18 protein-coding genes are annotated in these 24,345 nt (G+C 48.3%); 6 read left to right on the forward strand and 12 right to left on the reverse strand.

The window, feature by feature from the left end:
* Window positions 1-80: 80 nt before the first annotated feature.
* Window positions 81-1,079 carry a heme A synthase gene (locus NXS99_RS01885; protein ID WP_259287111.1) on the forward strand — a complete coding sequence of 333 codons (999 nt, stop codon included), beginning with the start codon at window positions 81-83 and terminating at the stop codon, window positions 1,077-1,079.
* 530 nt (window positions 1,080-1,609) lie between these two features.
* On the opposite strand, the gene NXS99_RS01890 is transcribed toward NXS99_RS01885, so the two are convergent.
* A complete protein-coding gene (locus tag NXS99_RS01890; protein ID WP_259286982.1) occupies window positions 1,610-2,572 on the reverse strand; it encodes a heme o synthase in 963 nt (320 codons plus the stop codon).
* Between the two features lie 408 nt (window positions 2,573-2,980).
* On the opposite strand from NXS99_RS01890, the gene tkt reads away from it, so the two are divergent.
* From tkt to pgl, 5 genes are all read left to right on the forward strand, one after another.
* Window positions 2,981-5,071 (forward strand): transketolase, encoded by a 2,091-nt coding sequence (tkt, locus tag NXS99_RS01895; protein WP_259287112.1) that lies wholly within the window; start codon window positions 2,981-2,983, stop codon window positions 5,069-5,071.
* A 121-nt stretch (window positions 5,072-5,192) separates the two neighbouring features.
* Window positions 5,193-6,275: a transaldolase gene (tal, locus tag NXS99_RS01900; protein ID WP_259286983.1), complete on the forward strand. Its 1,083-nt coding sequence runs from the start codon at window positions 5,193-5,195 to the stop codon at window positions 6,273-6,275.
* A gap of 169 nt (window positions 6,276-6,444) precedes the next feature.
* Entirely contained in the window at window positions 6,445-8,016 is a 1,572-nt protein-coding gene (zwf, locus tag NXS99_RS01905; protein WP_259286984.1) for a glucose-6-phosphate dehydrogenase, read from the forward strand.
* 28 nt (window positions 8,017-8,044) lie between these two features.
* Window positions 8,045-8,995: a glucose-6-phosphate dehydrogenase assembly protein OpcA gene (locus NXS99_RS01910; protein WP_259286985.1), complete on the forward strand. Its 951-nt coding sequence runs from the start codon at window positions 8,045-8,047 to the stop codon at window positions 8,993-8,995.
* A 75-nt stretch (window positions 8,996-9,070) separates the two neighbouring features.
* Window positions 9,071-9,799 carry a 6-phosphogluconolactonase gene (gene pgl / locus NXS99_RS01915; RefSeq protein WP_259286986.1) on the forward strand — a complete coding sequence of 243 codons (729 nt, stop codon included), beginning with the start codon at window positions 9,071-9,073 and terminating at the stop codon, window positions 9,797-9,799.
* Between the two features lie 437 nt (window positions 9,800-10,236).
* On the opposite strand, the gene secG is transcribed toward pgl, so the two are convergent.
* From secG to rpe, 11 genes are all read right to left on the reverse strand, one after another.
* On the reverse strand, window positions 10,237-10,476 hold the full coding sequence (secG, locus tag NXS99_RS01920) for a preprotein translocase subunit SecG (RefSeq protein WP_259286987.1): 240 nt from the start codon (window positions 10,474-10,476) through the stop codon (window positions 10,237-10,239).
* A 173-nt stretch (window positions 10,477-10,649) separates the two neighbouring features.
* Window positions 10,650-13,412, reverse strand: a complete 2,763-nt coding sequence (gene ppc / locus NXS99_RS01925; protein WP_259286988.1) for a phosphoenolpyruvate carboxylase — start codon at window positions 13,410-13,412, stop codon at window positions 10,650-10,652.
* A 163-nt stretch (window positions 13,413-13,575) separates the two neighbouring features.
* Entirely contained in the window at window positions 13,576-14,358 is a 783-nt protein-coding gene (gene tpiA, locus NXS99_RS01930; protein ID WP_259286989.1) for a triose-phosphate isomerase, read from the reverse strand.
* Between the two features lie 126 nt (window positions 14,359-14,484).
* The gene (locus NXS99_RS01935; RefSeq protein WP_259286990.1) at window positions 14,485-15,699 is read right to left on the reverse strand and encodes a phosphoglycerate kinase; all 1,215 of its coding nucleotides are present in this window, start codon (window positions 15,697-15,699) and stop codon (window positions 14,485-14,487) included.
* A 292-nt stretch (window positions 15,700-15,991) separates the two neighbouring features.
* Window positions 15,992-16,999: a type I glyceraldehyde-3-phosphate dehydrogenase gene (gene gap, locus NXS99_RS01940; RefSeq protein WP_259286991.1), complete on the reverse strand. Its 1,008-nt coding sequence runs from the start codon at window positions 16,997-16,999 to the stop codon at window positions 15,992-15,994.
* A gap of 429 nt (window positions 17,000-17,428) precedes the next feature.
* Window positions 17,429-18,415 carry a DNA-binding protein WhiA gene (whiA, locus tag NXS99_RS01945; RefSeq protein WP_259286992.1) on the reverse strand — a complete coding sequence of 329 codons (987 nt, stop codon included), beginning with the start codon at window positions 18,413-18,415 and terminating at the stop codon, window positions 17,429-17,431.
* A gap of 467 nt (window positions 18,416-18,882) precedes the next feature.
* Entirely contained in the window at window positions 18,883-19,884 is a 1,002-nt protein-coding gene (gene yvcK, locus NXS99_RS01950; RefSeq protein ID WP_259286993.1) for a uridine diphosphate-N-acetylglucosamine-binding protein YvcK, read from the reverse strand.
* Window positions 19,885-19,911: 27 nt separating this feature from the next.
* Window positions 19,912-20,814: an RNase adapter RapZ gene (gene rapZ, locus NXS99_RS01955; protein WP_259286994.1), complete on the reverse strand. Its 903-nt coding sequence runs from the start codon at window positions 20,812-20,814 to the stop codon at window positions 19,912-19,914.
* Between the two features lie 19 nt (window positions 20,815-20,833).
* Window positions 20,834-22,900 carry an excinuclease ABC subunit UvrC gene (gene uvrC / locus NXS99_RS01960; RefSeq protein ID WP_259286995.1) on the reverse strand — a complete coding sequence of 689 codons (2,067 nt, stop codon included), beginning with the start codon at window positions 22,898-22,900 and terminating at the stop codon, window positions 20,834-20,836.
* 30 nt (window positions 22,901-22,930) lie between these two features.
* Complete coding sequence (locus NXS99_RS01965) at window positions 22,931-23,476, reverse strand: PH domain-containing protein (protein ID WP_259286996.1); 546 nt, start codon at window positions 23,474-23,476, stop codon at window positions 22,931-22,933.
* A 118-nt stretch (window positions 23,477-23,594) separates the two neighbouring features.
* A complete protein-coding gene (rpe, locus tag NXS99_RS01970) occupies window positions 23,595-24,281 on the reverse strand; it encodes a ribulose-phosphate 3-epimerase (protein WP_259286997.1) in 687 nt (228 codons plus the stop codon).
* Window positions 24,282-24,345 lie beyond the last annotated feature (64 nt).

Raw genomic sequence — 24,345 nt, forward strand, 5'->3', positions numbered from 1 at the left:
CATAACGTGGGATATCCCACAAACTTAGATGTTTCTGGTGTGCAATCGTCATCCTGACGCCAAGATTACTATGATCAATAATCGTGACTACTACATCATCGAAGCAATCCCAGCGGTTTCTTCCCACCATTGCTTTACAGAAAAAACTTGCCCTTGTGCTGTTAATTGCACAAGGAGGAATTACTGTTACCGGTTCGATCGTTCGTGTCACCGGTTCTGGTCTCGGCTGTAATACATGGCCACAATGCCATGAGGGCTCACTGGTCCCAGTCCAAGGTGCCGCACCTTGGATCCATCAAGCCATTGAGTTCGGCAATCGACTCCTCACCTTCGTGTTGGTGGGGTTTGTTATTGCACTGTTTGTGACAGTCACCAAAGCACATCGACGCAAAGAAATCCGCGTGCACAGCTTGATTCAAGGCTTAGGCGTTGTGGTACAAGCTGTCATTGGCGGTGTGTCTGTGTTATTGGATCTGAAATGGTGGGCAGTAGCGCTACACTTCTTGCCTTCTACACTGTTAGTTTGGATGGCTGCAATGTTGTATTTGCGTATTCAAGAGCCTGACGACGTTCCATCCAAGCGCAGCTATCCAAGCTCATTACGCGCCTTAGCTGTTTTTTGTGGACTCTTGCTCTCAGCAGTGTTGGTTACCGGCACAATGGTCACTGGTGCAGGCCCACACTCAGGCGACAAAGGCGTCGGTATGGACGGTCGTTTACAGGTTGATCTTGAATGGATTGCCCATGTTCATGCCTACACGATGTACACCTACTTAGGATTTTTGCTCTTGCTGTTGTTGTCCTTGGTGCTGCAATCGGCTCCAGCTCGTGTTCGTAAATTCGGTATAGTACTTGTGGTCGTTACGATTCTGCAGGCACTTATTGGCGTGATCCAATTCCGAATGGGAGTACCACGCTGGACCGTTCCAGTACATATCGGCTTGAGCTCCTGCGTGGTTGCTTTCTGTTCGTTTGTGTATACATTGGGTATCTGGCGTGTGCATCAAACCGATCCAACTACCACCACTGGTTCTCTCGAAGGTGATAAGCGCTATCACCTTGTTCAAGAATCGTCCTAATTTATCTGCGTCTACATGTTTGTGCCTGTTCGTGTGTCCTGATGTGCTACACACGAACAGGCACATTGTATTTGACTACCTTGCAACTGTATATGCAACGCACATGGTCACGACGCGTACAAATACGGCGCATCTCGAAGACTTGCAACGTTCAATGAAAACAATTCACACAACCCACAGGTGTGGATCGAGCGGAGACTTTTTGAACATTTAAGCAATCCCTGTAATCGTTCGTGTCAATAAGTCGGAGATTAAGCTCGTGGAGACGATTGCATATGACCTATATTCAATACTTGCGTCCGCATCAAACAGCGTTAATAGTCAAGCTGGAACATTGTGTGTACATTAATTCCACCGCATTTGCGAACAGCATGTGATGACTTTTGGTACGAAGCATGTATCTCTTTGCGGCACGAACAACGCTCGATGCTCAATGCACAATAAAAACTTCAAGCAACCACTCTCACCTGACAGTGGTTGCTTGTTGTGAAATACGGTATCGGAATAGTGAAGGATGATGCCTGGAGACCTTAACCGAGCGCAAACATTGATCCGATGGTTTCAAGTCCCATGACGGCGTCGATTGACAGACCAACGAACAATAACGCGAGATAGTTATTGGACAGAATAAACAGTTTCAGTGGCTTGACTTCTGCGCCGCGAAGTACGCCGCGATGCAACATAATCGCCATTATCAAAAACCAGATACCAGTGGTGATCGAAACAGCTGCGTAGATCCATCCGGCTGCTGGGATTAAGGCAAACGTCGTCAAGACCGTTGCAACTGTATACCATACGATTTGCCAGGTTACTTGAGCTTCGGTACGAACTACAGGCAACATTGGTACACCAGCTGCAGCGTAATCAGCCTTGTATTTCATTGCTAATGCCCATGTATGTGGTGGGGTCCAGAAGAAGATTACCAAGAATAGGACGATTGCTTGCCACCATTGTTCCGGACCAGGCGTTGTCAAGTTGTCCTTAATGACAGCCCACCCAACTAAGACCGGCATACATCCTGCAGCGCCACCCCAGACAATATTCATGTGGGTGCGTCGCTTTAGATATTTCGTGTAGACGAAAATGTAGAACATGATCGTGATCATGACGAACACAGCAGCCAGTAATGAGTCACAGAGCAGCCATAAGAATAAGAAGCTGGTAATCGTTAAAATCCACGCAAAAATTGTGGCATTCCTATTACTCACCGTATGGCGGACTAATGGACGTGCACGAGTACGGCCCATTTTTTGATCAATGTCGGAATCAGCAACCATATTAAAAGTGTTTGCTGCCGCAGCACCCATCCAGCCACCAATGACCGTTAATAAGATCAACGCAATATTGTTTTCACCGCGTTCAGCTTGCAGCATAGCGGGAATGGTGGCTACCAAGAGGAGCTCAATGACCCGGGGTTTCGTCAACGCGATGTAAGCCTTGATCGTCTCCAAGGGTTTCTCCTCCATTAATTCTTGTCTAGCTATCTGTTGCATCATACGCGAGGGTGCGCATAACCATCACTGTCGAACATGAACACCCATAGCAACCATGATAGTGGTTCAAGCCACACGTAAGTGCAACAATGCTGTTTGTGGACCTAGTCTAAGGAAGAAGGGTTGTGACTAAAAAATACATATCCGACTCCACCATGTTAGCCGCCAACGCGCTTTTTCCACATTTCGACACCCTACGTTAGGGAGATTTCCTCCTATAAATGACCATTTCTTTAGCTATAAAGCAAGGTTGTTGCCCCCAAAAGTGATGCGATTGATTTCTCTAGTTTTGTAGCACGAAACCGTAAAAAACAGGCTAAACTGTCTACTGTTAGTAACTATCAACATGTTCGTATGATTCTCGCTTCAACCAGTACATCATTACCTATAAAGGAAGGTTCACCCATGGTGACTCTTAGCCCAGAGCTTGCAAAGTACACTGTTCGCAACTATCCAGCAGACTGGAGTGAGCTTGATACTTTAGCTGTTGACACAGCTCGCGTACTTGCAGCTGATGCGGTACAAAAAGCTGGCCATGGACACCCAGGCACTGCCATGTCATTAGCGCCGTTGGCCTATACCCTATTCCAGCGAGTGATCAATCATGATCCATCTGATACCCGCTGGGTTGGTCGTGACCGTTTCGTATTGTCACCTGGCCATACCTCTTTGACCCTCTATATTCAACTGTTCTTTGGCGGTTTTGGCCTCGAACTTGATGACATTAAGGCATTGCGTACCTGGAACTCTTTGACTCCAGGGCATCCTGAATATGGTCATACCAATGGTGTTGAGATCACCACTGGCCCACTGGGTCAAGGTTTGGCATCTGCAGTAGGTATGGCAATGGCATCGCGTCGTGAGCGCCATTTATTTGATCCGAATACTCCAGCAGGTGAATCGCCATTTGATCACTATGTGTATGTTATTGCTTCTGATGGTGATCTAGAAGAAGGCGTGACAGCAGAAGCTTGTTCTCTTGCTGGCACCCAACAACTCGGCAATCTGATCGTATTCTGGGACGACAATAAGATTTCGATCGAAGAAGACACTACCATCGCATTTACGGAAGACGTCCTTGCACGGTACCGTGCCTATGGCTGGCAAGTATTGGAAGTCAATGGTGGCGAAGATGTAGTCGCATTTGAAAAGGCTGTGGCTGAAGCGCAGGCTGATACCACCCGTCCAACTTTCATCCGGATGCGTTCGATCATCGGCTTCCCTGCTCCAACGATGATGAATAGTGGTGCGGTTCATGGTGCAGCGCTTGGTGCAGAAGAAATTGCTGCGACGAAGCGTGAACTTGGCTTTGATCCAGAAGTTGCGTTCCCAGTCAGTGATGAGTTGTTGGCACATACGCGTCAGTTGGTTGCGCGTGGTGCTGTAAAGCATGCTGCGTGGCAAGAAAAATTCGATGCTTGGGCTGCTGCAAATCCCGAACAAAAAGCATTATTCGATCGTATGGAACGTCGTGAGTTACCTACAGATTTCGATGCTGATCTCCCACTATGGGAAGCTGGCGAGTCAGTTGCGACCCGCAAAGCTTCGGAAGCAGCAATTCAGGCGTTAGCAAAGAGACTTCCAGAGTTCTGGGGTGGTTCAGCAGACCTTGCTGGCTCGAATAATACGATCATCAAGGGCGAATCTTCATTTGGTCCAGCAGCTATTAGCACCGATCACTGGACCACTGAACCAGGTGGTCGTAACTTGCACTTTGGTATTCGTGAACATGCCATGGGTGCAATTGTCAATGGTATTTCCTTGCATGGTGGTACTCGCCCATACTGCGCAACCTTCTTGATTTTCTCTGATTACATGCGCCCAGCAGTCCGTCTCGCTGCCTTGATGGGTACGGATGCCTACTATGTTTGGACGCACGATTCTATTGGTCTTGGCGAAGACGGCCCAACCCACCAACCAGTTGAACAGCTTGCAACCTTACGTGCAGTGCCAAATATGTCAGTACTGCGACCAGCAGATGCAAATGAAACCTCTGCTGCATGGCGTGCAGCTTTGCTGTACAAGGCTAGCCCGAAAGGCATTGCGCTGACCCGTCAAAATATTCCAGTGCTTCCAGGTACGCGCGAAAAAGCTACTGAAGGTGTGGTTCGCGGTGCATACGTACTGGTTGAAGCTTCCAAGGAAGTTCCAGATGTTATCTTGCTGGGTACTGGTTCGGAAGTGCAGTTGGCTGTTGAAGCTGCCAGGATTCTGGAAGCTGAAGGCATTGCAACACGCGTTGTCTCTGTTCCTTGCTTGGATTGGTTTGAGCAACAAGATGCCGCGTACCAGCAAGAAGTACTCCCTGCAGAAGTAACTGCCCGTGTATCTGTAGAAGCTGGTATCGCAATGCCTTGGTATCGCCATCTCGGCAGCCGTGGACGTGCCGTATCCTTAGAACAATTCGGCGCTTCAGCTCCTTATGAGAAGCTTTTCGACGAGTTTGGCATCACTGTTGACGCCGTCGTCGCAGCAGCGAAAGAATCGCTGCAAAGCTAATTTGTTTCACTATGTGTGAGTCACGAGGGCTTTGGAATTTCACCAGCCACTGGTGCGTTGTTTCTAAAGCCCTTGTTTCTTTACACCCAAACTTGTTTCACCATATATCTAAAGGAATCTTATGAACGCCATTGAAAAACTGAAAACAGCCGGCACTTCCACCTGGTTAGATGATTTGAGCCGTGATCGCATTAATTCCGGCAACTTAGCAGCAGTGATCGCAGAAAAAAATATTGTTGGTGTGACCACTAATCCAGCCATTTTCGCAGCAGCTATGAGCCACGGTCATGCCTATGATGAACAGATCGCTCAGTTGAAGGAACAAGGTGTCAATGCTGATACGGCTGTATATGCCATGAGCATTGCTGATGTGCAAGCAGCCTGTGATATTTTTTATGATCTTTACCAAGCTTCTGACGGCGAAGATGGTCGGGTTTCTATCGAGGTAGATCCACGTATTTCAGATGATGCCGAAGCAACCTTAGCGCAGGCACGCGAACTGTGGAAGAGCGTTGATCGCGAAAACGTGATGATTAAGATCCCTGCGACTGTTGGATCATTGCCAGCCATTACCGCTGCTTTGGCTGAAGGTATTAGTGTCAATGTCACTTTGATCTTCTCTGTAGCCCGCTACCGCGAGGTGGTACTGGCATGGGCAGAAGGCTTGCGTCAAGCACACGCTGCTGGTGTCGATGTGACAAAAATTCACTCAGTCGCATCATTTTTTGTGTCCCGTGTTGATACCGAAATCGATGTGCGCCTTGATGCTATCGGTACTCCAGAAGCCTTGGCACTGCGCGGTCAAGCAGGTGTTGCAAATGCACGTCTAGCGTATGAAGTATTCGAGCAGCTTCGCACTACCTTGGAGCTTCCAGCAGGTACTCACATGCAGCGTCCATTGTGGGCATCAACTGGTGTGAAGAATCCGGCCTATCCGGCAACTTTGTATGTTTCTGAACTCGCTGGACCACAAACTGTCAATACCATGCCAGAATCAACGATCGACGCTGTTCTTGCTGCTGACGATATTCATGGTGATACCTTAACGAATACTGCTGCAGATGCGCATGAAGTATTTGAGAAGTTGGTTGCAGTAGGCATTGACCTCGATGATGTTTTCGATGTACTCGAGACTGAAGGTGTAGAGAAATTCGTGGCTGCTTGGTCAGAACTATTGACCAGTATGTCAGCAAAATTGGCGTAAGTTCGCAGCACTTGAATGCAATGCGACGGTGATACAGCGATGCTGTTTGCCATCTGTGTGTCACCACAATTCATTAGAGGTCGATAGGCTCAACGAAACTTCTTAAGGCGCTATAGTCATAGGAAAATAGTTAGGCGAATACGCTCAAGCAAAGGTAAAATTTAACAACGTGAATCATAGCGATACCAACTCATCCGGTTTTTCAACCGCTTCCTTCGAGCATTGGGCGAATCCTTTACGCAATAGTGCTGATAAACGACTCCCCCAGATTGCTGGCCCTTCTGGCATGGTGATCTTTGGTGTGACTGGCGATTTAGCCCGCAAGAAATTGCTGCCAGCTATTTATGACCTCGCATCTCGTGGTCTCTTACCAGCAGGATTTCCATTAGTTGGATACGGTCGTCGCGACTGGTCGAAGCAAGAGTTCGAAAATTACGTCCTGGAAGCCGTAAAAGCTGGCGCTCGCACAAAGTTCCAGGAAAATGTATGGCAACGCCTTGCCGAAGGCATGCATTTTGTTAAAGGCAACTTCGATGATGACCAGGCATTCGATAATTTAGCAGCCAAGCTACTCGAATTAGATCATAGTCGCGGAACAGCCGGAAACTGGGCGTTCTATCTTTCAGTGCCGCCAGATTATTTCTCCGATGTTATCCATCAGCTGCAGCGTTCTGGAATGGCGACAGCTGAAAATGGTGCTTGGCGACGTGTCATCGTCGAAAAGCCATTCGGGCATGATCAGCAAACTGCACGTGAACTGAACAGCTTGATTAATTCTGTGTTCCCAGAGCGTTCCGTGTTCCGCATCGATCATTATTTGGGCAAAGAAACCGTCCAAAATATTATGGCGTTGCGGTTTGCGAATCAGCTGTTCGATCCATTGTGGAACTCTCATTATGTAGATCATGTACAGATCACCATGGCCGAAGATATTGGGCTGGGTGGTCGTGCTGGTTATTATGATGGCATCGGCGCGGCTCGTGACGTGATTCAGAATCACTTGATTCAGCTTTTAGCGTTAATTGCGATGGAAGAACCAATCGATTTCACGCCAGAGCAATTGCAAGCTGAAAAAATCAAGGTTTTGCGTGCCACCCAAGCCGTTGAGCCATTTGCGAAGACTACAGCTCGTGGACAATATGCTGCCGGTTGGCAAGGTTCAGAGTACGTCAAAGGCTTGCGGGAAGAAGATGGCTTTGATCCAGAATCGACTACTGAGACTTATGCGGCTTGTACCCTGCAGATTAATTCACGTAGGTGGGCTGGCGTGCCATTTTATTTGCGCACCGGTAAACGCCTTGGTCGACGCGTGACTGAAATTGCGTTGGTATTTAAAGACGCACCTCATCAGCCATTCAGCGAAGGTTCTAGGCATGCGCAAGGCCAAAATGTGGTCGTGATTCGAGTGCAGCCAGACGAAGGCATGCTGATGCGTTTTGGTTCGAAGGTACCAGGCTCGGGTATGGAAGTCCGCGATGTCAATATGGACTTTTCGTATGCTGAAGCATTTACCGAGGAATCGCCAGAAGCCTACGAACGTCTGATTCTTGATGCGTTGCTGGATGAAGCTTCATTATTCCCAACCAATGAAGAAGTTGAATTGTCATGGAAGATTCTTGATCCAGTCTTAGAGTACTGGTCTCAACGTGGCCAACCAGAAGAATATCCAGCAGGAACATGGGGCCCTGCATCTGCTGATCGCATGCTCTCACGTGATCAGCGTACTTGGCGTCGTCCATAATCAATTCAACAGTACGAACAGGGATACCATGATTTTTCCACTCCATAACACAAGTACCCGCGATATTGTGAAAACGTTGGTGACGCTTCGCGACACTGGTTCGCAAGGCACGACCTCACGTGTGTTGACGCTTATTGCGGTGTTGCACGCCTCCGATGATATCGACACGGTTATTCGAGCAACCACCGAGGCCTCTCGTGAACATCCATCACGTGTAATCGTACTTGTCACCGGTGATGCTCAGGCGGAAGTCCGCCTTGATGCTGAAGTTCGTGTTGGCGGTGATGCTGGTGCTTCTGAGATCATTATCATCCACCTTGAAGGTAGTGTGGTTGAGAATCTCGTGCATGTCGTTACACCACTGCTGCTACCGGATACTCCAATTGTTGCATGGTGGCCATATACTGCACCAGTAAATCCAGCTGAAGATCCACTTGGTGTTATTGCACAACGTCGTATTACTGATGCTGAATATGATTCGCTGGTAGATGCACTCTACAACCGCCGCAATGCTTATACACCAGGTGATTCAGATATTGCCTGGGCACGTCTGACACCATGGCGCGGCGTACTCGCTTCGGCACTTGATCAACCACCACATGAGCCAATTATTTCAGCAAAGGTTTATGGAGCAGCAGAATCTTCCTCAGTTGATCTTGCTGCGGGTTGGTTGGTTGATCGTCTTGCAGTTCCAGTGATGCGGTTGGCGGAAGAACGCGAGCAAGTTCTTGCAACAGCACATGCTATTCCAGTGACCAAAATTGAACTGGAACGTGCATCTGGCACTGTTGTGTTAGAAACTCAAGATAATCCGCATACCATTGCTGTGACATTCCCGAATCGTCCAACTGCCATGGTGGCCATTAATGTGCGAACTCCTGCGGATTGCTTGGCTGAGGAGCTGCGCCATCTTGATCCAGATGCAGCTTATCGAAGTGCGCTTGAAGGACTGACCAAAGTGCACTATCCGGTGGTATAGCCAATCCAACCACGGCTGCTATACTTTTGGGCACTTGGTATTTATTCATCGCTATAAGGAGTGAAAACTTTTTTCATGTTAGAAGTGCTACGCCTCGATTCTCTCGAGCAGGTTTGCCAACAAGCAGCAAGCAAATTTGCGAAGCTGGTTCGTGATGTCAACAAAAATGGTGGTGTCCACGGAGATGGCATTGCTCGTATTGTAGTAACCGGAGGCGGCGCTGGTATTGGCACACTCGCAGCTCTGCGCAATGCTGATATCAACTGGGAACTGGTACATATTTTCTTTGGCGATGAACGCAACGTTGCGGTAACAGAACCAGATTCTAACGAAGGCCAAGCTCGCGCTGCCCTTTTTGATCACGTCGATATTCCAGAAGCCAATATTCATGGCTATGGTCTCGGTGGCGTTGATATGGCAGACGCAGCAGCGGCCTACACTGCAGTATTAGAAGATTTTGCCCCATCTGGTTTCGATCTGCACTTGCTTGGTATGGGCGGCGAAGGCCATATCAACTCGTTATTCCCACACACCACAGCAGTGGCAGAAACTGAACACCTGGTTGTCGCGATTTATGATTCTCCAAAACCACCAAGTGAGCGTGTCAGTTTAACGTTGCCGGCTATTCGACGCGCGGATCAAGTGTGGCTACTGGTAGCAGGTGCTGAAAAAGCAGAAGCTGCAGCACAAGTCGTCAATGATGCTGCTCCCCTCGACTGGCCAGCAGCTGGTGCCAAAGGAATCCAACACACGGTATTATTCCTCGCAGAAGATGCAGCAGTGAATCTGGATACTGACGCATAAGAAAGTACGAACCATATAAATGTGCTGTTGCTTTTGCATACAGCACATTTATTATGTTCAAGGGCAATTCAGCCTTTGCACAAGACTGGTTAGCAGTTTGATCAAGTCTTTCTAGCCTCGCGGAAAGATACATCAGCTACTATCGTGTGTGGGGGATCGTCTTCTCATGTGCTTCACCAACACTCTGCCGCATAATGGGTGTCTGCTTTGACTATCTACTATGCTAGCGCTTCAGAGCATGGTTGAGAATGATTCGTGCGTGCGAGCAGCGATATACCTGCGGCGATAGCTATCGATCACAGTGTCTGAGTAGTGCTTATATAATATCGCGAGTGATCTTCGTTGTCATTGGCGTTGAAACAAATACAAAAGAGATAGAAAAAATGCGTTCAAGTTCAGTACTTGAACGCATTTTTTCTATGGTGCCTCTGAAATATTTAAGAACTGTAGGTTTGCAACAGATTCAGCGCAACGATACAAACGATCCAGATAATACCGGTAATAATGGTAAAGCGGTCTAAGTTTTTTTCAACCACAGTAGAACCAGAAAGGTTGGATTGGACACCGCCACCGAAAAGGCTGGACAAGCCGCCGCCCTTACCACGGTGCAAGAGCACGAAGAGGATCAACAGAATACTGGAAATTACCAGTGTAATCTGGAGGGCGAGAAGAACCATCGAGTTTTAACCTTACATTTCTAAAATTGAAAAAGCTTCTGCTGCACCAAGGACTTCAAACTCCTGACAAAGGTGCGCACAGTGCTTGCTTACATCGTTCTTATACTACTACAGATCTAAATTGTGGGGGAATAACACACAACCATTCCCCCACGCATCGATCGTAGCGACTGTTAACCAGAGTTACGCAAGGCGGTTGCCAAACCATTCATAGTTAAACGAATACCGTAGCCAACATGGGTATCTTCTGAATTTTCGCGGTAACGACGCAGTAATTCAATCTGAATAACGTTCAAAGGCAACAGATACGGATATCGACGGCGTACTGAACGTGCTAGCTGTGGGTTATCCTCAAGCAATGTTTGAGCACCGGTTACAGCATGGAACATTTTCATGGTCAATTCGAATTCTGCCTTAATATCAGCGTAAATTCGTTCAGCTGCTGTTGTATCTGGTACTAACTGTGCATAACGCTCAGCTAAGGTGATCTCAACTTTCGACATGACCTGTGCCATATTTGACAACATTGAGTTGAAAAATGGCCATTGGCGGTAGAGTTCTTGCAGTTGGTGTAAGCGTTCTTCAGGATTGTCTCCTGCTTGGATCCACTGTTGTACGGCCGTTCCAACACCATACCAACCTGGCAGCATGACACGAGATTGTGCCCAGCTTAACACCCACGGAATAGCACGCAGATCGGAAATCGCTTTGGTTTGCTTACGTGATGCAGGTCGTGAACCGATATTCAACGAACCAATTTCCTCCAAAGGCGTGGAGTACTTGAAGTAATCAATAAAGCCTGGATCCTCATGCGCCAAAGAAGAATATTTCTTTTGGCTTAGTGCTGAAAGTTCACGCATGATCTCGTAGGCATCAGCCTGCAGTTCCTGCTCACCTTCTGGTTGCAACAGGCTTGCTTCAAGGGTTGCAGCAACCAGTGCCTCTAAGTTGCGGCGTGCAGTATCAAGGGAACCATATTTCGCAGAAATGATTTCACCTTGTTCGGTAATGCGTACACTACCTTGTACGGCACCTTGCGGTTGCGCCAAAATTGCATCATAGGAAGGTCCGCCACCACGGCCAACTGTGCCACCACGACCATGGAACAGTCGAAGATGAATTGCGTGAGCATGTGAAACCTGAACGAGATCCAGTTCTGCGTCGTAAAGCGCCCAGTTTGCAGCGAAATAGCCGCCGTCTTTGTTCGAGTCGGAATAACCCAACATCACTTCTTGAATATTATTTCGCTGGGTGAGGTAATTGCGATACAGCGGAATAGTCCACAGTTCCTGCAAAATACTTGCGCCAGCTTGCAGGTCATCGATGGTTTCAAACAGCGGAATGATATCGATGGTGCCAATTGGGTATTCGCCATTGGCTTGAATAATGCCGAATTCTTTCAGCAAAACCATTGCTTCGAGCACGTCAGAGACCGACTGTGCCATGGAAATGATGCTGTGCGGAATCATGCGAGCACCGAAATTATCAATCGCTCGCTTTGCTTCTTGGAGCAGTTTGAGTTCGCGGACGGTTGCTTCGGAATAATCCCACTCATAACGTGGCAATAATGGGCGTGGCGACGCTAATTCGCGCAGCAATAACTCGCGTTTTTCAGCCTCGGAAAGCTGCTTATAGTTTTCGGAAACCTGAGCTCGTGCAAAAATTTCGGTGAGCATATCTTCGTAGCTCTCTGAATTTTGACGCAAATCCATTGAGTACAAGTGGAATCCAAACGTGGCAAGTGCTGTCCGAATTCGAGCGAGACGGTCATCGGCAATAATATCGTCATAATGTGCGCGCAATGAGCGATCAATAATGGCGAGATCTGCATCAACTTCAGCGATGTCATGGTATGGTTCATGGGCTAAGAACCAGGTACCTTCAACAGTTTCTTCACCGATTAAATGCGCCAAGGTTTTTAACATACGTCCGCGAATACCGTGGACGGCACGACGATATGGCTCATCGACGCGGCTTGGAATATCATTCAGGCCTTTGTCGGCAAGCTCGAGGAGTTCCTCGGTCACTGGTGTCAAACGATCTGACAAGCTGAGTTCATGCTCGAGGGTATGCAGTTCGCGGGCATAGTACTTTAAAACAGTTTCCGCAGCACGCGTGGTCGCATAGTGCAATGTGTCTGCGGTGACGTATGGGTTACCGTCGTGGTCGCCGCCGATCCAGGATCCAGGCTTGACAATTGCGGAACAATCCAGCGTAATACCGTATTCGCGAGCCAAATGCTCATCGACGGTACGGTTAATTTCTGGAATGGCTTGTAAAAGCGAAAGCTTGTAGTAGCGCAAACCAACTTCGATCTCATCTTCAATGCGTGGTCGAGCAACGCGAATTAAGGCCGTTTGCCACAGCACTGTCATTGCGCGGGTAATTGCAGCATCAATTGCTTGGAGTCGTGTTTCGGTAAGAGCATTGCGCTGTGCACGCAAAATTGCATGGCGTTGTTTGAGCTGCTCGGAAATACGTGTCTGGGAGTCGAATACTGTGCGACGACGCGTTTCAGTTGGATGGGCAGTTAATACTGGTGCGACTTCTGCTTCTTGTAAGCGGTAGGAAATCTGTTCACCTTTGATTTCTGACTCTTGCAACTTCTTCCAGGTAGAAGCTAGTGAAGAGTCTGGTGCAGGCAGGCCTGCTTCCCTATCAGCCAGATAGGATTCATTATCGTGAAGGTCTTCTACCAGGTTTGCTAAAAGCGCAAAGTGGTAAAACCCTCGGGCGATTGGGACGAATTCTTCAGATGGGAGATCTTGAAACAGATTGACAAGTGTCTCTAATTCTTGTTCACCGGTGGCGACGTCGAATGCAGTTAAACGTGCTTGTTCAATTTGCTGATAGACCTTCTCACCTTCTTGTTCTAAGATCACATTGCCTAACAGGCGGCCTAAATAGCGAATATCATCTTTGACATGCGTACTCATCGTTGCGATTCAACCTCTTTCTCCAACGGGAAGACTGTACTGTCATCGTGTTGTGCTATAAAACACAATATAGGACAACATGTCTTGGTTCCTATTTCAAGCAAAAGGTGCTTGTTAGTTCCAGTGTTTGAAACCAACAAGCACCTTTAGCAATTAACTTTCTTTAGAATGCGCCGCCAGCAGCGTTTGCTGCCAACTTTGCAAATGCTTCACCGTCGAGGGATGCGCCACCAACGAGGCCACCATCGACATCTGGCTGACCAACGATTTCAGCAACAGTCTCAGCTTTCACAGAGCCGCCATAGAGAATACGCAGACCAGCAGCGATATCTGCACCAGCCAGCTCAACGATCAGTTCACGAATTGCAGCACATACTTCTTGTGCATCGGCAGCGGAAGCAACCTTACCAGTACCAATTGCCCAAACTGGTTCGTAAGCGATAACAGTCTTTTCCAATTCTGCAGCGGACAGACCTTGCAATGAACCACGAGTTTGCTCAACCACATAAGCCACATGGGTACCTGCTTCGCGAATTTCCAGTGGCTCACCAACACACACAATTGGGCTGATGTTGTGGTCCAAAGCAGCCTTTGCCTTAGCAGCTACCAAAGCATCGGTCTCACCGTGATACTCGCGGCGCTCAGAGTGGCCAACAACGACCCACGTGCAACCAAGCTTCTCGAGCATGGAAGCGGAGATTTCACCGGTATACGCGCCGGACTCATGCTTGGAAACATCCTGTGCACCGTAGGTGATCTGCAGCTTGTCACCATCAACTAAGGTTTGAACTGAGCGCAGGTCGGTGAACGGAACGGTCACTGCGACGTCTACTTTGTCGTAGTATTCCTTTGGCAGTGCAAACGCAAGTTTTTGCACGCACACCGTTGCTTCGAGGTGATTGAGATTCATCTTCCAGTTGCCGGCGATAAGTGGCTTACGTGCCATGGTGAAAGTGGTCCTTTCGTAGGTTCATCCAACGATGAACAAATATGATTAAAGATAGTGATGTGTTGAGACAGTGGTGGTTGACATAGTGCCGAAGATATCGGTCGCTATGTCAACAATAAGCATTTAAGCTTCGAGGATTGCAACGCCTGGGAGTTGCTTACCTTCGAGGAATTCCAAGGAAGCGCCGCCACCAGTTGAAATATGGCTGAAGCCATCTTCTGGCAGACCGAGCAGGCGAACAGCAGCTGCAGAGTCGCCACCGCCGACGACTGAGAATGCGCCAGCTGAGGTTGCAGCGATAATTGCTTCGGCAACACCGCGGGTGCCAGCAGAGAATGCTTCAAACTCGAATACACCCATTGGGCCGTTCCAGAATACGGTCTTTGCAGAGTGCAGAACCTCTGAATAGAGTTTGACAGTCTCAGGTCCGATGTCGAGGGACATCCAATCCGTTGGGATTTCATCAAGTGCAACAACCTTGTTTTCAGCATCTGCGCTGAATTCGGTTGCGGCAACCAAATCTACTGGCAATACAAGCTTGTCACCGAAGGTTTCGAGCAGGCCACGGCACTTTTCAATCTGCTCTTCCTGGAGCAAAGACTTTTGCACATTGATGCCTTGTGCTGCCAAGAAGGTGTAGCACATGCCGCCACCGATAATCACCTTGTCAGCTTTTGCTGCCAGTGCCTCAATAACACCGAGCTTGTCGGAAACCTTTGCACCACCAAGCACAACTGCGTATGGGCGATCAGGATTTTCGACCATCTTCTTCAAAACGTCGATTTCTTTTTGTACCAAGCCACCGGCATAATGTGGCAGACGCTGTGCAACATCATAAACAGAAGCTTGTGCTCGGTGGACAACACCAAAGCCATCGGAGACGAATGCGCCGTTTTCGGAGGCTAACGATACCAGCTGATCGGCAAAGGTAGCACGCTCTGCTGCGTCTTTACTGGTTTCGCGTGGATCGAAACGAACGTTTTCAAGCAACAGTACGTCGCCGTCGTTCAAACCATTTGCTCGCTCGTGTGCATCTTCACCGACGACATCGCCGGCAAGTGCGACATACTGGCCGAGTGCTTCTGAAAGCGCTTCAGCAACTGGCGCGAGTGAAAATTTAGGGTTTACTTCACCCTTTGGACGACCCAGATGAGCCATCAAGATCACGCGAGCTCCAGCTTCGGACAAAGCCTTGATAGTTGGGAGCGATGCGGTGATACGTCCGCTGTCGGTGATTTCACGATTCTCGTTCAAAGGAACGTTGAAATCAGAACGTACCAAGATGTGACGACCTGCGACGCCTTCTTGGATAAGGTCAGCGAGAGTTTTAACGGCCATGGAGATGAAGCCTTTCAGTAGCGATTGAACACAATTAAGGTATCGAAATATTTCACATGTAGTCTGCACGAAAAGAATCTGTAGTAGTCAAGCGCGTGTAGAGTCCCTGTAACTGTGGTCCCTACACCTGCGAGAACATGCAGATCTGTGAAGTGAAATATTGGAGTTTTGAGAAATAAAGCCCCAAAGTATAGGACGAAGTCGTACACTCTGGGGCTTGAATGCTTTGGAATGATTGGTTTTCAAGCGCAATCACTGCAAAGTGACGGCGGCAAGTAGCCTACCTATCGTATTAGAGGCGCTCGCCTACATACTCGGTGATGGTAACGAGCTGGTTGGAGTAACCCCACTCGTTGTCGTACCAAGAAACAACCTTGACCTGGTCGCCCATAACCTTGGTCAGACCAGCATCGAAGATGGAAGGACGTGGGTCGGTAACGATGTCGGTGGATACCAATGGATCCTCGCTGTAAGCAAGAATGCCCTTCAGTGGACCTTCTTCAGCAGCCTTCTTGATGATTGCGTTGACTTCTTCAACGGTGGTCTCGCGAGAAGCGGTGAAGGTCAAGTCGGTTGCAGAACCGGTGATTACTGGAACGCGCATTGCGTAACCATCGAGCTTGCCCTTGAGCTCTGGGAGAACCAAAGCAACGGCCTTAGCAGCACCGGTGGAGGTTGGAACCATGTTCACTGCAGCTGCGCGTGCACGGCGCATATCACGGTGAGGAGCATCGTGCAGACGCTGGTCGCCAGTGTAAGCGTGAACAGTGGTCATCAAGCCCTTCTCAATGCCAAGGCCGTCATTCAGAGCCTTTGCAAGTGGAGCCAAGCAGTTGGTGGTGCAAGATGCGTTGGAGATGATGTTGTGGTTAGCCGGATCATAGTCCTCATGGTTAACACCAAAGACGAAGGTTGCATCCTCATTCTTTGCAGGAGCAGAAATGATAACCTTCTTTGCGCCGGCCTCGATGTGAGCTGCAGCAGCGGTTGCATCGGTGAAGAAACCAGTGGATTCGATCACGATATCAACGTTCAGCTCGCCCCACTTAAGGTTCTTTGGGTCACGCTCAGCGGTAACTACGATCTTGTGGCCGTCAACGGTGATGGACTCGTCGTCGAATTCAACTTCCTTGCCCAGGCGACCCAAGATGGAGTCATACTTAAGCAGGTGAGCCAAGGTCTTGTTGTCGGTCAAATCGTTGACTGCTACAACCTCAAGGTCAGCATTGCGCTCGATGATTGCGCGGAAGAAGTTACGACCGATACGACCGAAGCCGTTAATACCTACACGAATTGTCACTTTATATCTCCTCTAAAGTAGAAGTGCTCGTTGGTAAGGCAGCTATCGAGCCGTTGAATATCGGCAGATGTTTAGGAAATCTAGGTTCCGACCAGCTCGGTGTGCCTACATGTAATAGTGTAGCGCTGATTCCTGCAACGTGCATACACATTGAAGCAAGTTTTTCGAGATATACTCCTGTGAATCTCCCACTTTTAGGGGCATTTTTACGCACTTATATTTACTTGTGTTGTTTTAGATGAAATGCTGAGCAGGCGTAATGAGAATACCTACCCCCAAGGGGGTAGGTATGAATTAGGAGAGCTAACATTTACCTTTCCGTGACTATCAATATAAGTTTCAGAAGTGAAGCTTGTCACAGTTAGGAAATGATGTGAATAATCAAAAGCTACTTATTGAAATATCTTTTAGTTCACAGTTCACATCAGGTTATAACTCATCCAAAAGCTCATCGGTGACTGCTGTTTGGGTATCTGGAATACCTAGTTCTTCAGCACGTTTATCAGCCATCGACAATAATCGACGAATCCGTCCTGCAACCGCATCTTTGGTCATTTGCGGATCAGCCAGGCGTCCTAATTCCTCTAATGATGCTTGTCGATGCGCAACACGCAATTGGCCAGCTTCTGCTAAATGATCTGGTACATCATCGCCCAAAATAATCATTGCTCGCTCAACTCTGGCAGCTGCAGCAACCGCAGCACGCGCAGAGCGTCGTAAATTTGCATCATCAAAATTCGCTAACCGGTTCCCTGTTGGGCGTGCCTCGCGGCGCTGACGTTTCTGATCCCACTCCAATCGTGTGGTGTGTGCACCCATTCGAGCAAGTAATGCCCCAACAGCATCGCCGTCACGAATTGATACTTTTTCGACTCCGCGAGTTTCTTTAGATTTTGCCACCACACCGATCCTACGAGCACAACCAACCAGTGCTAATGCTGCTTCTTGACACGGACATACTACTTCTAATCCGCTCGATCGCCCTGGATCACCTAAAATACCTGCAGCAATAAATGCTCCTCGCCAGGCGGCTTCCGCATCTGCAACAGTGCCACCAATGACTTGTGGCGGTAAGCCCAATACGCGATGGTGCGAGCGGGTGACCAGGCCGAGCCGGCGAACAATCTTCTCAGCACCATCAGTAATACGTAACAAATGCTTCGCAGCTTTATTTGATGCTGAAGCGCCAAGTTTTAACAACGTTACTTCGGTACCAAAAATGTCTTCAATTGCGTATTTCAGATATTCAGCAGTTTCTTGCTCATCAAGTTCAACTTCGATGACAAGATTATTGGCAACCACATTGAAATCACCGGCAAACCGAATAATCGCAGCAATCTCAGCAAGTCGTCCGCTTTGCCGGGTCACTGGCACTACACAGAGTTCGCGCTTGACTTGAGCAGTGAGATTCGTCATGAAGATACCTTTACAAATAGTCTCGGAGCAATCAATACTACTGAAAATTACCTGCTACGCTCGCTAGGCTAAAGTATCACCAGTGTAGAAATGCTTGGATTTTAATGATACTCATTTTCTAATCGATACAACTTTACTCAGCAGTCTGAATGAAGCAAGTATTTCAATCATACAGAAACAACCATATTTCAAACTACGACTGTATATCGATGCTCTTCACTGACGTAGCTGAGTACGTTGGTGTGCCCACTCATTATTCACGGTGAAAATCCGATTTCTACCTGCAGACATAGCCTGGCAGTATGAACAACTGAATTCTTAATACCAGCACAGCGGATCGAGTGCTTGTCGACGCTGAAACCACCAGGTCTACGCTCGCGCGAGACACACATGATGCTCTGCATGCAATCTTAACTTTTCTCTACAAACCTGCAATGCATGCGAGCTACCTGCGCAAAATATACATGTTAGGCTTTCCCTTGCTGATATACCTCGTGTAAGGCAGCTGCCAGTTTTGCAGGATCATGTCGCGAAGTATGGAAGCCATCCACATCTTCTTCACGTACGTCACAGAATTTCACCCACGCGCCTAAACCAGCGACAGCTCGTTCAATATGACCGCGTTCGGAAGCCGATCCAAGTTGCGTGTCATCAACAATGACTGCATCAGCACTAAACGATGCACAGTGTTGTTGCAAGATATGAATATGTCGCTCAGCAGTAAAACCAGCAGTCTCCCCTGGCTCAGCATCAAGATTGAGCACCACAACTTTCATTGCATCTACTGTTGCTAATGTTTCCACTACTTCTGGAACTAATAGGTGCGGCAGCACAGAAGAAAACCAAGAGCCCGGCCCTAAGGTAATCAAATCTGCGTTCCGTAATGCCTGCAAAGCCTCAGCACACGCTGGTGGTTGGTCGGGATGAATACGTACGCGACGAACTTGGCCAACGGTTGATGCAACGGCAACTTGACCTCGTACTTCTCGAATAATACGAGGATCTTCATCAAGTCCTGCAACTTCAGCAGCGATTTGCAAGGGTTGCTCGCATAATGGCAACACGCGGCCTTCAGCTCGAATCATCTGGGCGACTTGATCTAATGCGGCTACTTCACTGCCCAAAACATCATAAAGCCCAGCAATGAGCATATTCCCCACTGCGTGACCAGCCAACGCGCCGTGACCACCATAGCGATGCTGAAGGGTTTGTTCCCAGATATGACCCTGTTCATCAAAAGGCGCCAGCGCTGCTAGTGCCATACGCAGGTCACCTGGAGGAATCTGACCAAGTTCACGGCGAATACGTCCGGAGGAACCGCCATCATCAGCAACAGTGACAATTGCAGTAATCTCTCGAGGTGCTAAGTGACGAACTGCTCGCAACGTTTGAAATAATCCGTGGCCACCACCAAAACATGCCACAGAAATTGGTGGTGTGAGCGCTAAATCATGATCAAGAAAAGACATAATTACCTGACTGTCGAAGCCTGCAAACTAATGGCGCTGAATATCGCGATGGCTCACGCTCACATCAAGATCTTCTTGAGCCGCTAAACGATGACCAATTTCTTCAGCAATTGCAACTGATCGATGGTGTCCACCGGTACAACCGATTGAAACAGTAATGAATCGCTTACCCTCATGCTTAAAGCCGTCACGCATATCCAGCAGCATCTTTTCGAAATTATCTAAGAAATCTTGGGCTGCAGGTGAGGCGAGTACATAGTCCGATACTGGCTTATCGATGCCACGGAATGGACGCAATTCTGGCACCCAGAATGGATTTGGCAAGAAGCGAACATCTACCATGATATCGGTATCACGTGGAGTTCCGTGCTTAAAGCCGAAGGATTGGACAGTCACATGCTGGTGTTTTGCGGCCAAATTGACGAAGTTTGGCTCAATGGCACGGCGTAAATCATGAATCGATAAATCAGAAGTGTCGATCACCACGTCAGCAGATTCTTTAATTGTGGCAATTAATTCACGTTCCCGCTCGATGCCAACCGATAAGGTTCCTGAGCCTTGTAATGGATGGGTGCGACGTAAGTTGTCAAAGCGTTTGATCAACACGTCGTCACGCGCGTCCATGAAGAGCACTAAAGGTTTGAGGTCTTGCGCATCCAGAGCTTGAATAACTGAGGATAAGCTAAAGGAAAAATCTAAGGAGCGCATGTCAGAGACGAGCGCAACCTTATCAACAGGTGAATTTTCTGCTGCACAGAATTCAAAAAATGAAGACACTAACTGTGGCGGTAAGTTCTGAGTGACATACCAGCCCATGTCTTCTAGGACACGAGCAGCAGATGATAAGCCAGCACCAGACATGCCGGTAATAATCACTGGTGGAAATTCGGTTGAGTCGTGATGCTTGCCAAGGGCATTGTGAATATTCATAGGCTTTATTGTAGCCGTCTTATGGTTTTGAAGTCTGCTCTTGTTGCAATTTTTCCACGATAGTACGCGCTAATTGCGGCCCGAATCCTGGTACTGCTTCAATCTCAGCTGCAGTCGCGGCCTTCAGCTTTTTCACGCTGCCGAAAAATTTCACTAATTCTTGACGCCGCTTTGGTCCGAGTCCTGGAATATCGTCAAGCACACTGCGTTTCATGCGTTGTGAGCGTTGTGAGCGGTGGAAATTAATAGCAAAGCGGTGTGCCTCGTCACGAATATGTTGTATTAAAAACATTCCCGGCGAATTGCGCGAGAGAATCACTGGAAATTCCTCGTTCGGCAGCCACAACTCCTCTAAACGTTTTGCAATACCAACGAGAACGACATCGGTAATGCCCAGCTCATCGAATACTTCTTGAGCCGCATTTACCTGCGGTAATCCTCCATCAACAATAAATAATTGTGGCGGATACGCGAACTTCCGCCCAAGTGCGCTATCAGCCTCACACAGCATTTCAGGAGTTTCGATGGCTTCGTCCTCAAATACCTCATCCTCATCATCAGTGCTTGATGGGACAAAACTGGCATTCACATTATGATGCAGAAACCTACGACGCACGACCTCTGCGATACTGGCAACATCATTGGAATGACCATCACCCGCAGCTTCTTTAATTTTGTAGCGTCGATAATCAGATTTTTTCGGCAATCCATCTTCAAACACCACCAACGATGCCACCACATCAGTGCCCTGAATATGGGAAATATCAGTACATTCAATCCTTAATGGGGCATCTGCCATATAGAGTGCGTCTTGAATGTCTTTCAGCGCTGCAGAACGCGTGGTGAGATCTCCTGCACGTTTCAGCTTGTGCTGTCTTAGCGCATCGACTGCATTTTTCCACACAGTTTCCATTAAGGCTTTTTTATCACCGCGCTGCGGGACTCGAATATCTACTGTACTGCCTCGCAACAGCGATAATGCCTGTTGTGTATGCGTCAATGCAGACGGTTCAATGCTGATCAGTACTTCTCGCGGAACAATTTCGGTTGCTTTTTGCTGGAACCCAGCATCAGTAACATTATCGACACCGCGTCGAATAATCTTGCGCTCAGAGGCAAGCATATAGTTTTCTTGCTCCAAAGCATCGGAATAGAACTTGATGAGAAAATTTTGCAGCAATTCGGCAAGTTCTTGTTCAGAGGAATCATTGCGCTCAACAATCCAACCTCGCTGACCACGAATGCGTCCACCGCGCACATGGAACATCTGCACTGACGCCTCAAGTTCGTCAGCTTCTACTGCAATCACATCAGCATCCGTGCCATCACCGAAGACCACAGCTTGCTGTTCGGTAATCTTGCGCACTGCGGCCAAATTATCACGCAAGCGGGCAGCCTTTTCAAAATCTAAGCTTTCCGCTGCTTGAAGCATGTCGCGTTCTAATCCACGGATAACATCATCAGTCTTTCCAGCCATAAAATGGCAGAGCTTATCGACGATCTCCCGATGCTCAACTTCACTTACCCTGCCGACACACGGTGCGGCACATTTGTCAATATAGCCTAATAAACACGGACGTTTGAGTGCTTCATGTCGATGAAACACTGTTTGTGAGCATGTTCGCATGGGAAAAATACGAATCAGCACGTCAAGGGTTTCACGCACTGCCCAAGCATGGGAGTACGGCCCAAAATACCGAATACCTTTGCGTTGCGGACCTCGATAAAAATATGCACGCGGGTACCGCTGACCTACGGAAACAGCTAGAACTGGATAGGTTTTATCATCGCGATATTTAACATTAAAACGAGGATCAAATTTCTTAATCCAGGTATATTCCAGCTGCAGTGCTTCCACTTCCGTAGCCACAACCGTCCATTCCACCCTTGATGCGGTGGTGACCATTTGTTGGGTGCGTGGATGCAGCAGTGACAAGTGCTGGAAATAGCTCATTAACCGGCTGCGTAGGTTTTTGGCTTTGCCAACGTAAACGACGCGTTCGGAAGGGTCGAGAAATTTATAAACGCCCGGTTCTGTTGGGATAGTACCGGGCGCTGGACGATATGATGCAGGATCAGTTGCCATAATTATTGTGACCAACCATAAATGGTGGCATTATTCCTCAGGAAGATATTTAGCTTCAAGTTTGCGGAAAGCTTCAATAGCAGCCACACTCGCTGCGCCATCACCAGCATTAATGGCCCATACTGGGGTGTATTCAAACTCTGGCAATTCCAAGCGTGGCCACATTGCGCCTTCTGGAAAGTTCAAGCCATAAATCACTGCCCATGGATAAAAATGTGAGCCTAAGAAATTGCGCACATCTACCCCATCTTCATTCACCCGAAGACGGGGACGCGATAATGCCACATAGGCCGCAACTGCAAAGATCACGCCGACGAGGAAATACCCCCACTGGTCAATTCTGGTCACTGCAGCACCAGTATCACCAACAGCCACGATGAGTGCTAAGAAAGTGTGCAAAGCAATGATAATGGCAGCAGCTACTATCGCATACAAGCGCATCCGTTTGCTGCTAATCACCAATTCCCACGGTTTTGTGGTGGTCAGTGCAGCTTCGGCTGCGACATATACGTGAATCTCTTGTTCACTCAGCGTTGGTTTTTCTGCCTTATCCACTTCTACGTCCAAACTTTCCATACCTGCACTTCAGGTGTTGCGTGGTGCCCATCGCGTCGATAAGCATCGCTACAGATTGTAGCGAATTTTTAGTAACATGCCAGTTTTACACAACTCATGTACCCCTTGCCATAACGCATCAGCATGCATGCGTGCGTGCAGCTTGCGCGAGGCTGCGCAGATTTTCAATTTCAGCGTGTGGATCATCAGCACCAAACACAGCAGAACCCGCCACGAAACTATCGCAACCAGCTGCTGCTGCTTGGGCGATGGTGCGAGAACTAATACCGCCATCAATTTCGATAATCGTCGAGAGTTGGTGTTGATCGATATACTCACGTAGCACTTTTACCTTTGCAAGCTGCTCAGGCATAAACGATTGTCCACCGAAGCCAGGTTCCACGCTCATGACCAGCACTACATCAATATGCTCGAGATCAGCTAAATACGGATCAATCGATGTACCAGGCTTGACCGAAATACCAGCCTTCACATTCTGGCTACGTAAGTATTTCGCAAGTTCCACATGATCAGGAGTTGCTTCAACATGGAAAATAATTGAAGCAGCGCCAGCGCGAATATACTCATCAACCCAACGTGCAGGATCTTCGATCATCAGGTGCACATCCAATGGCAAATCGGTGCTGCGGAACGTCGCAGCTGTCAGATCTGCACCAAAGGAAAGATTCGGCACGAAATGACCGTCCATAATATCGACATGGATCAGATCAGCATTGGCGACTTTATCCAAATCGCGAGCAAGATGCGCGAAATCGGCAGCTAAGATTGAAGGCGCGATTAAGCAAGGTGGTTGAGCATCATTCATGCTGTTCATTCTACTCAAGATTGTTGATCATGGTGCAGCCATAGCCGCATGCCGAGAAAACAGA

Origin of the sequence: Corynebacterium sp. HS2168-gen11 (assembly GCF_024834075.1) — a bacterium.
In the GTDB taxonomy this organism is placed as follows: Bacteria; Actinomycetota; Actinomycetes; order Mycobacteriales; family Mycobacteriaceae; genus Corynebacterium.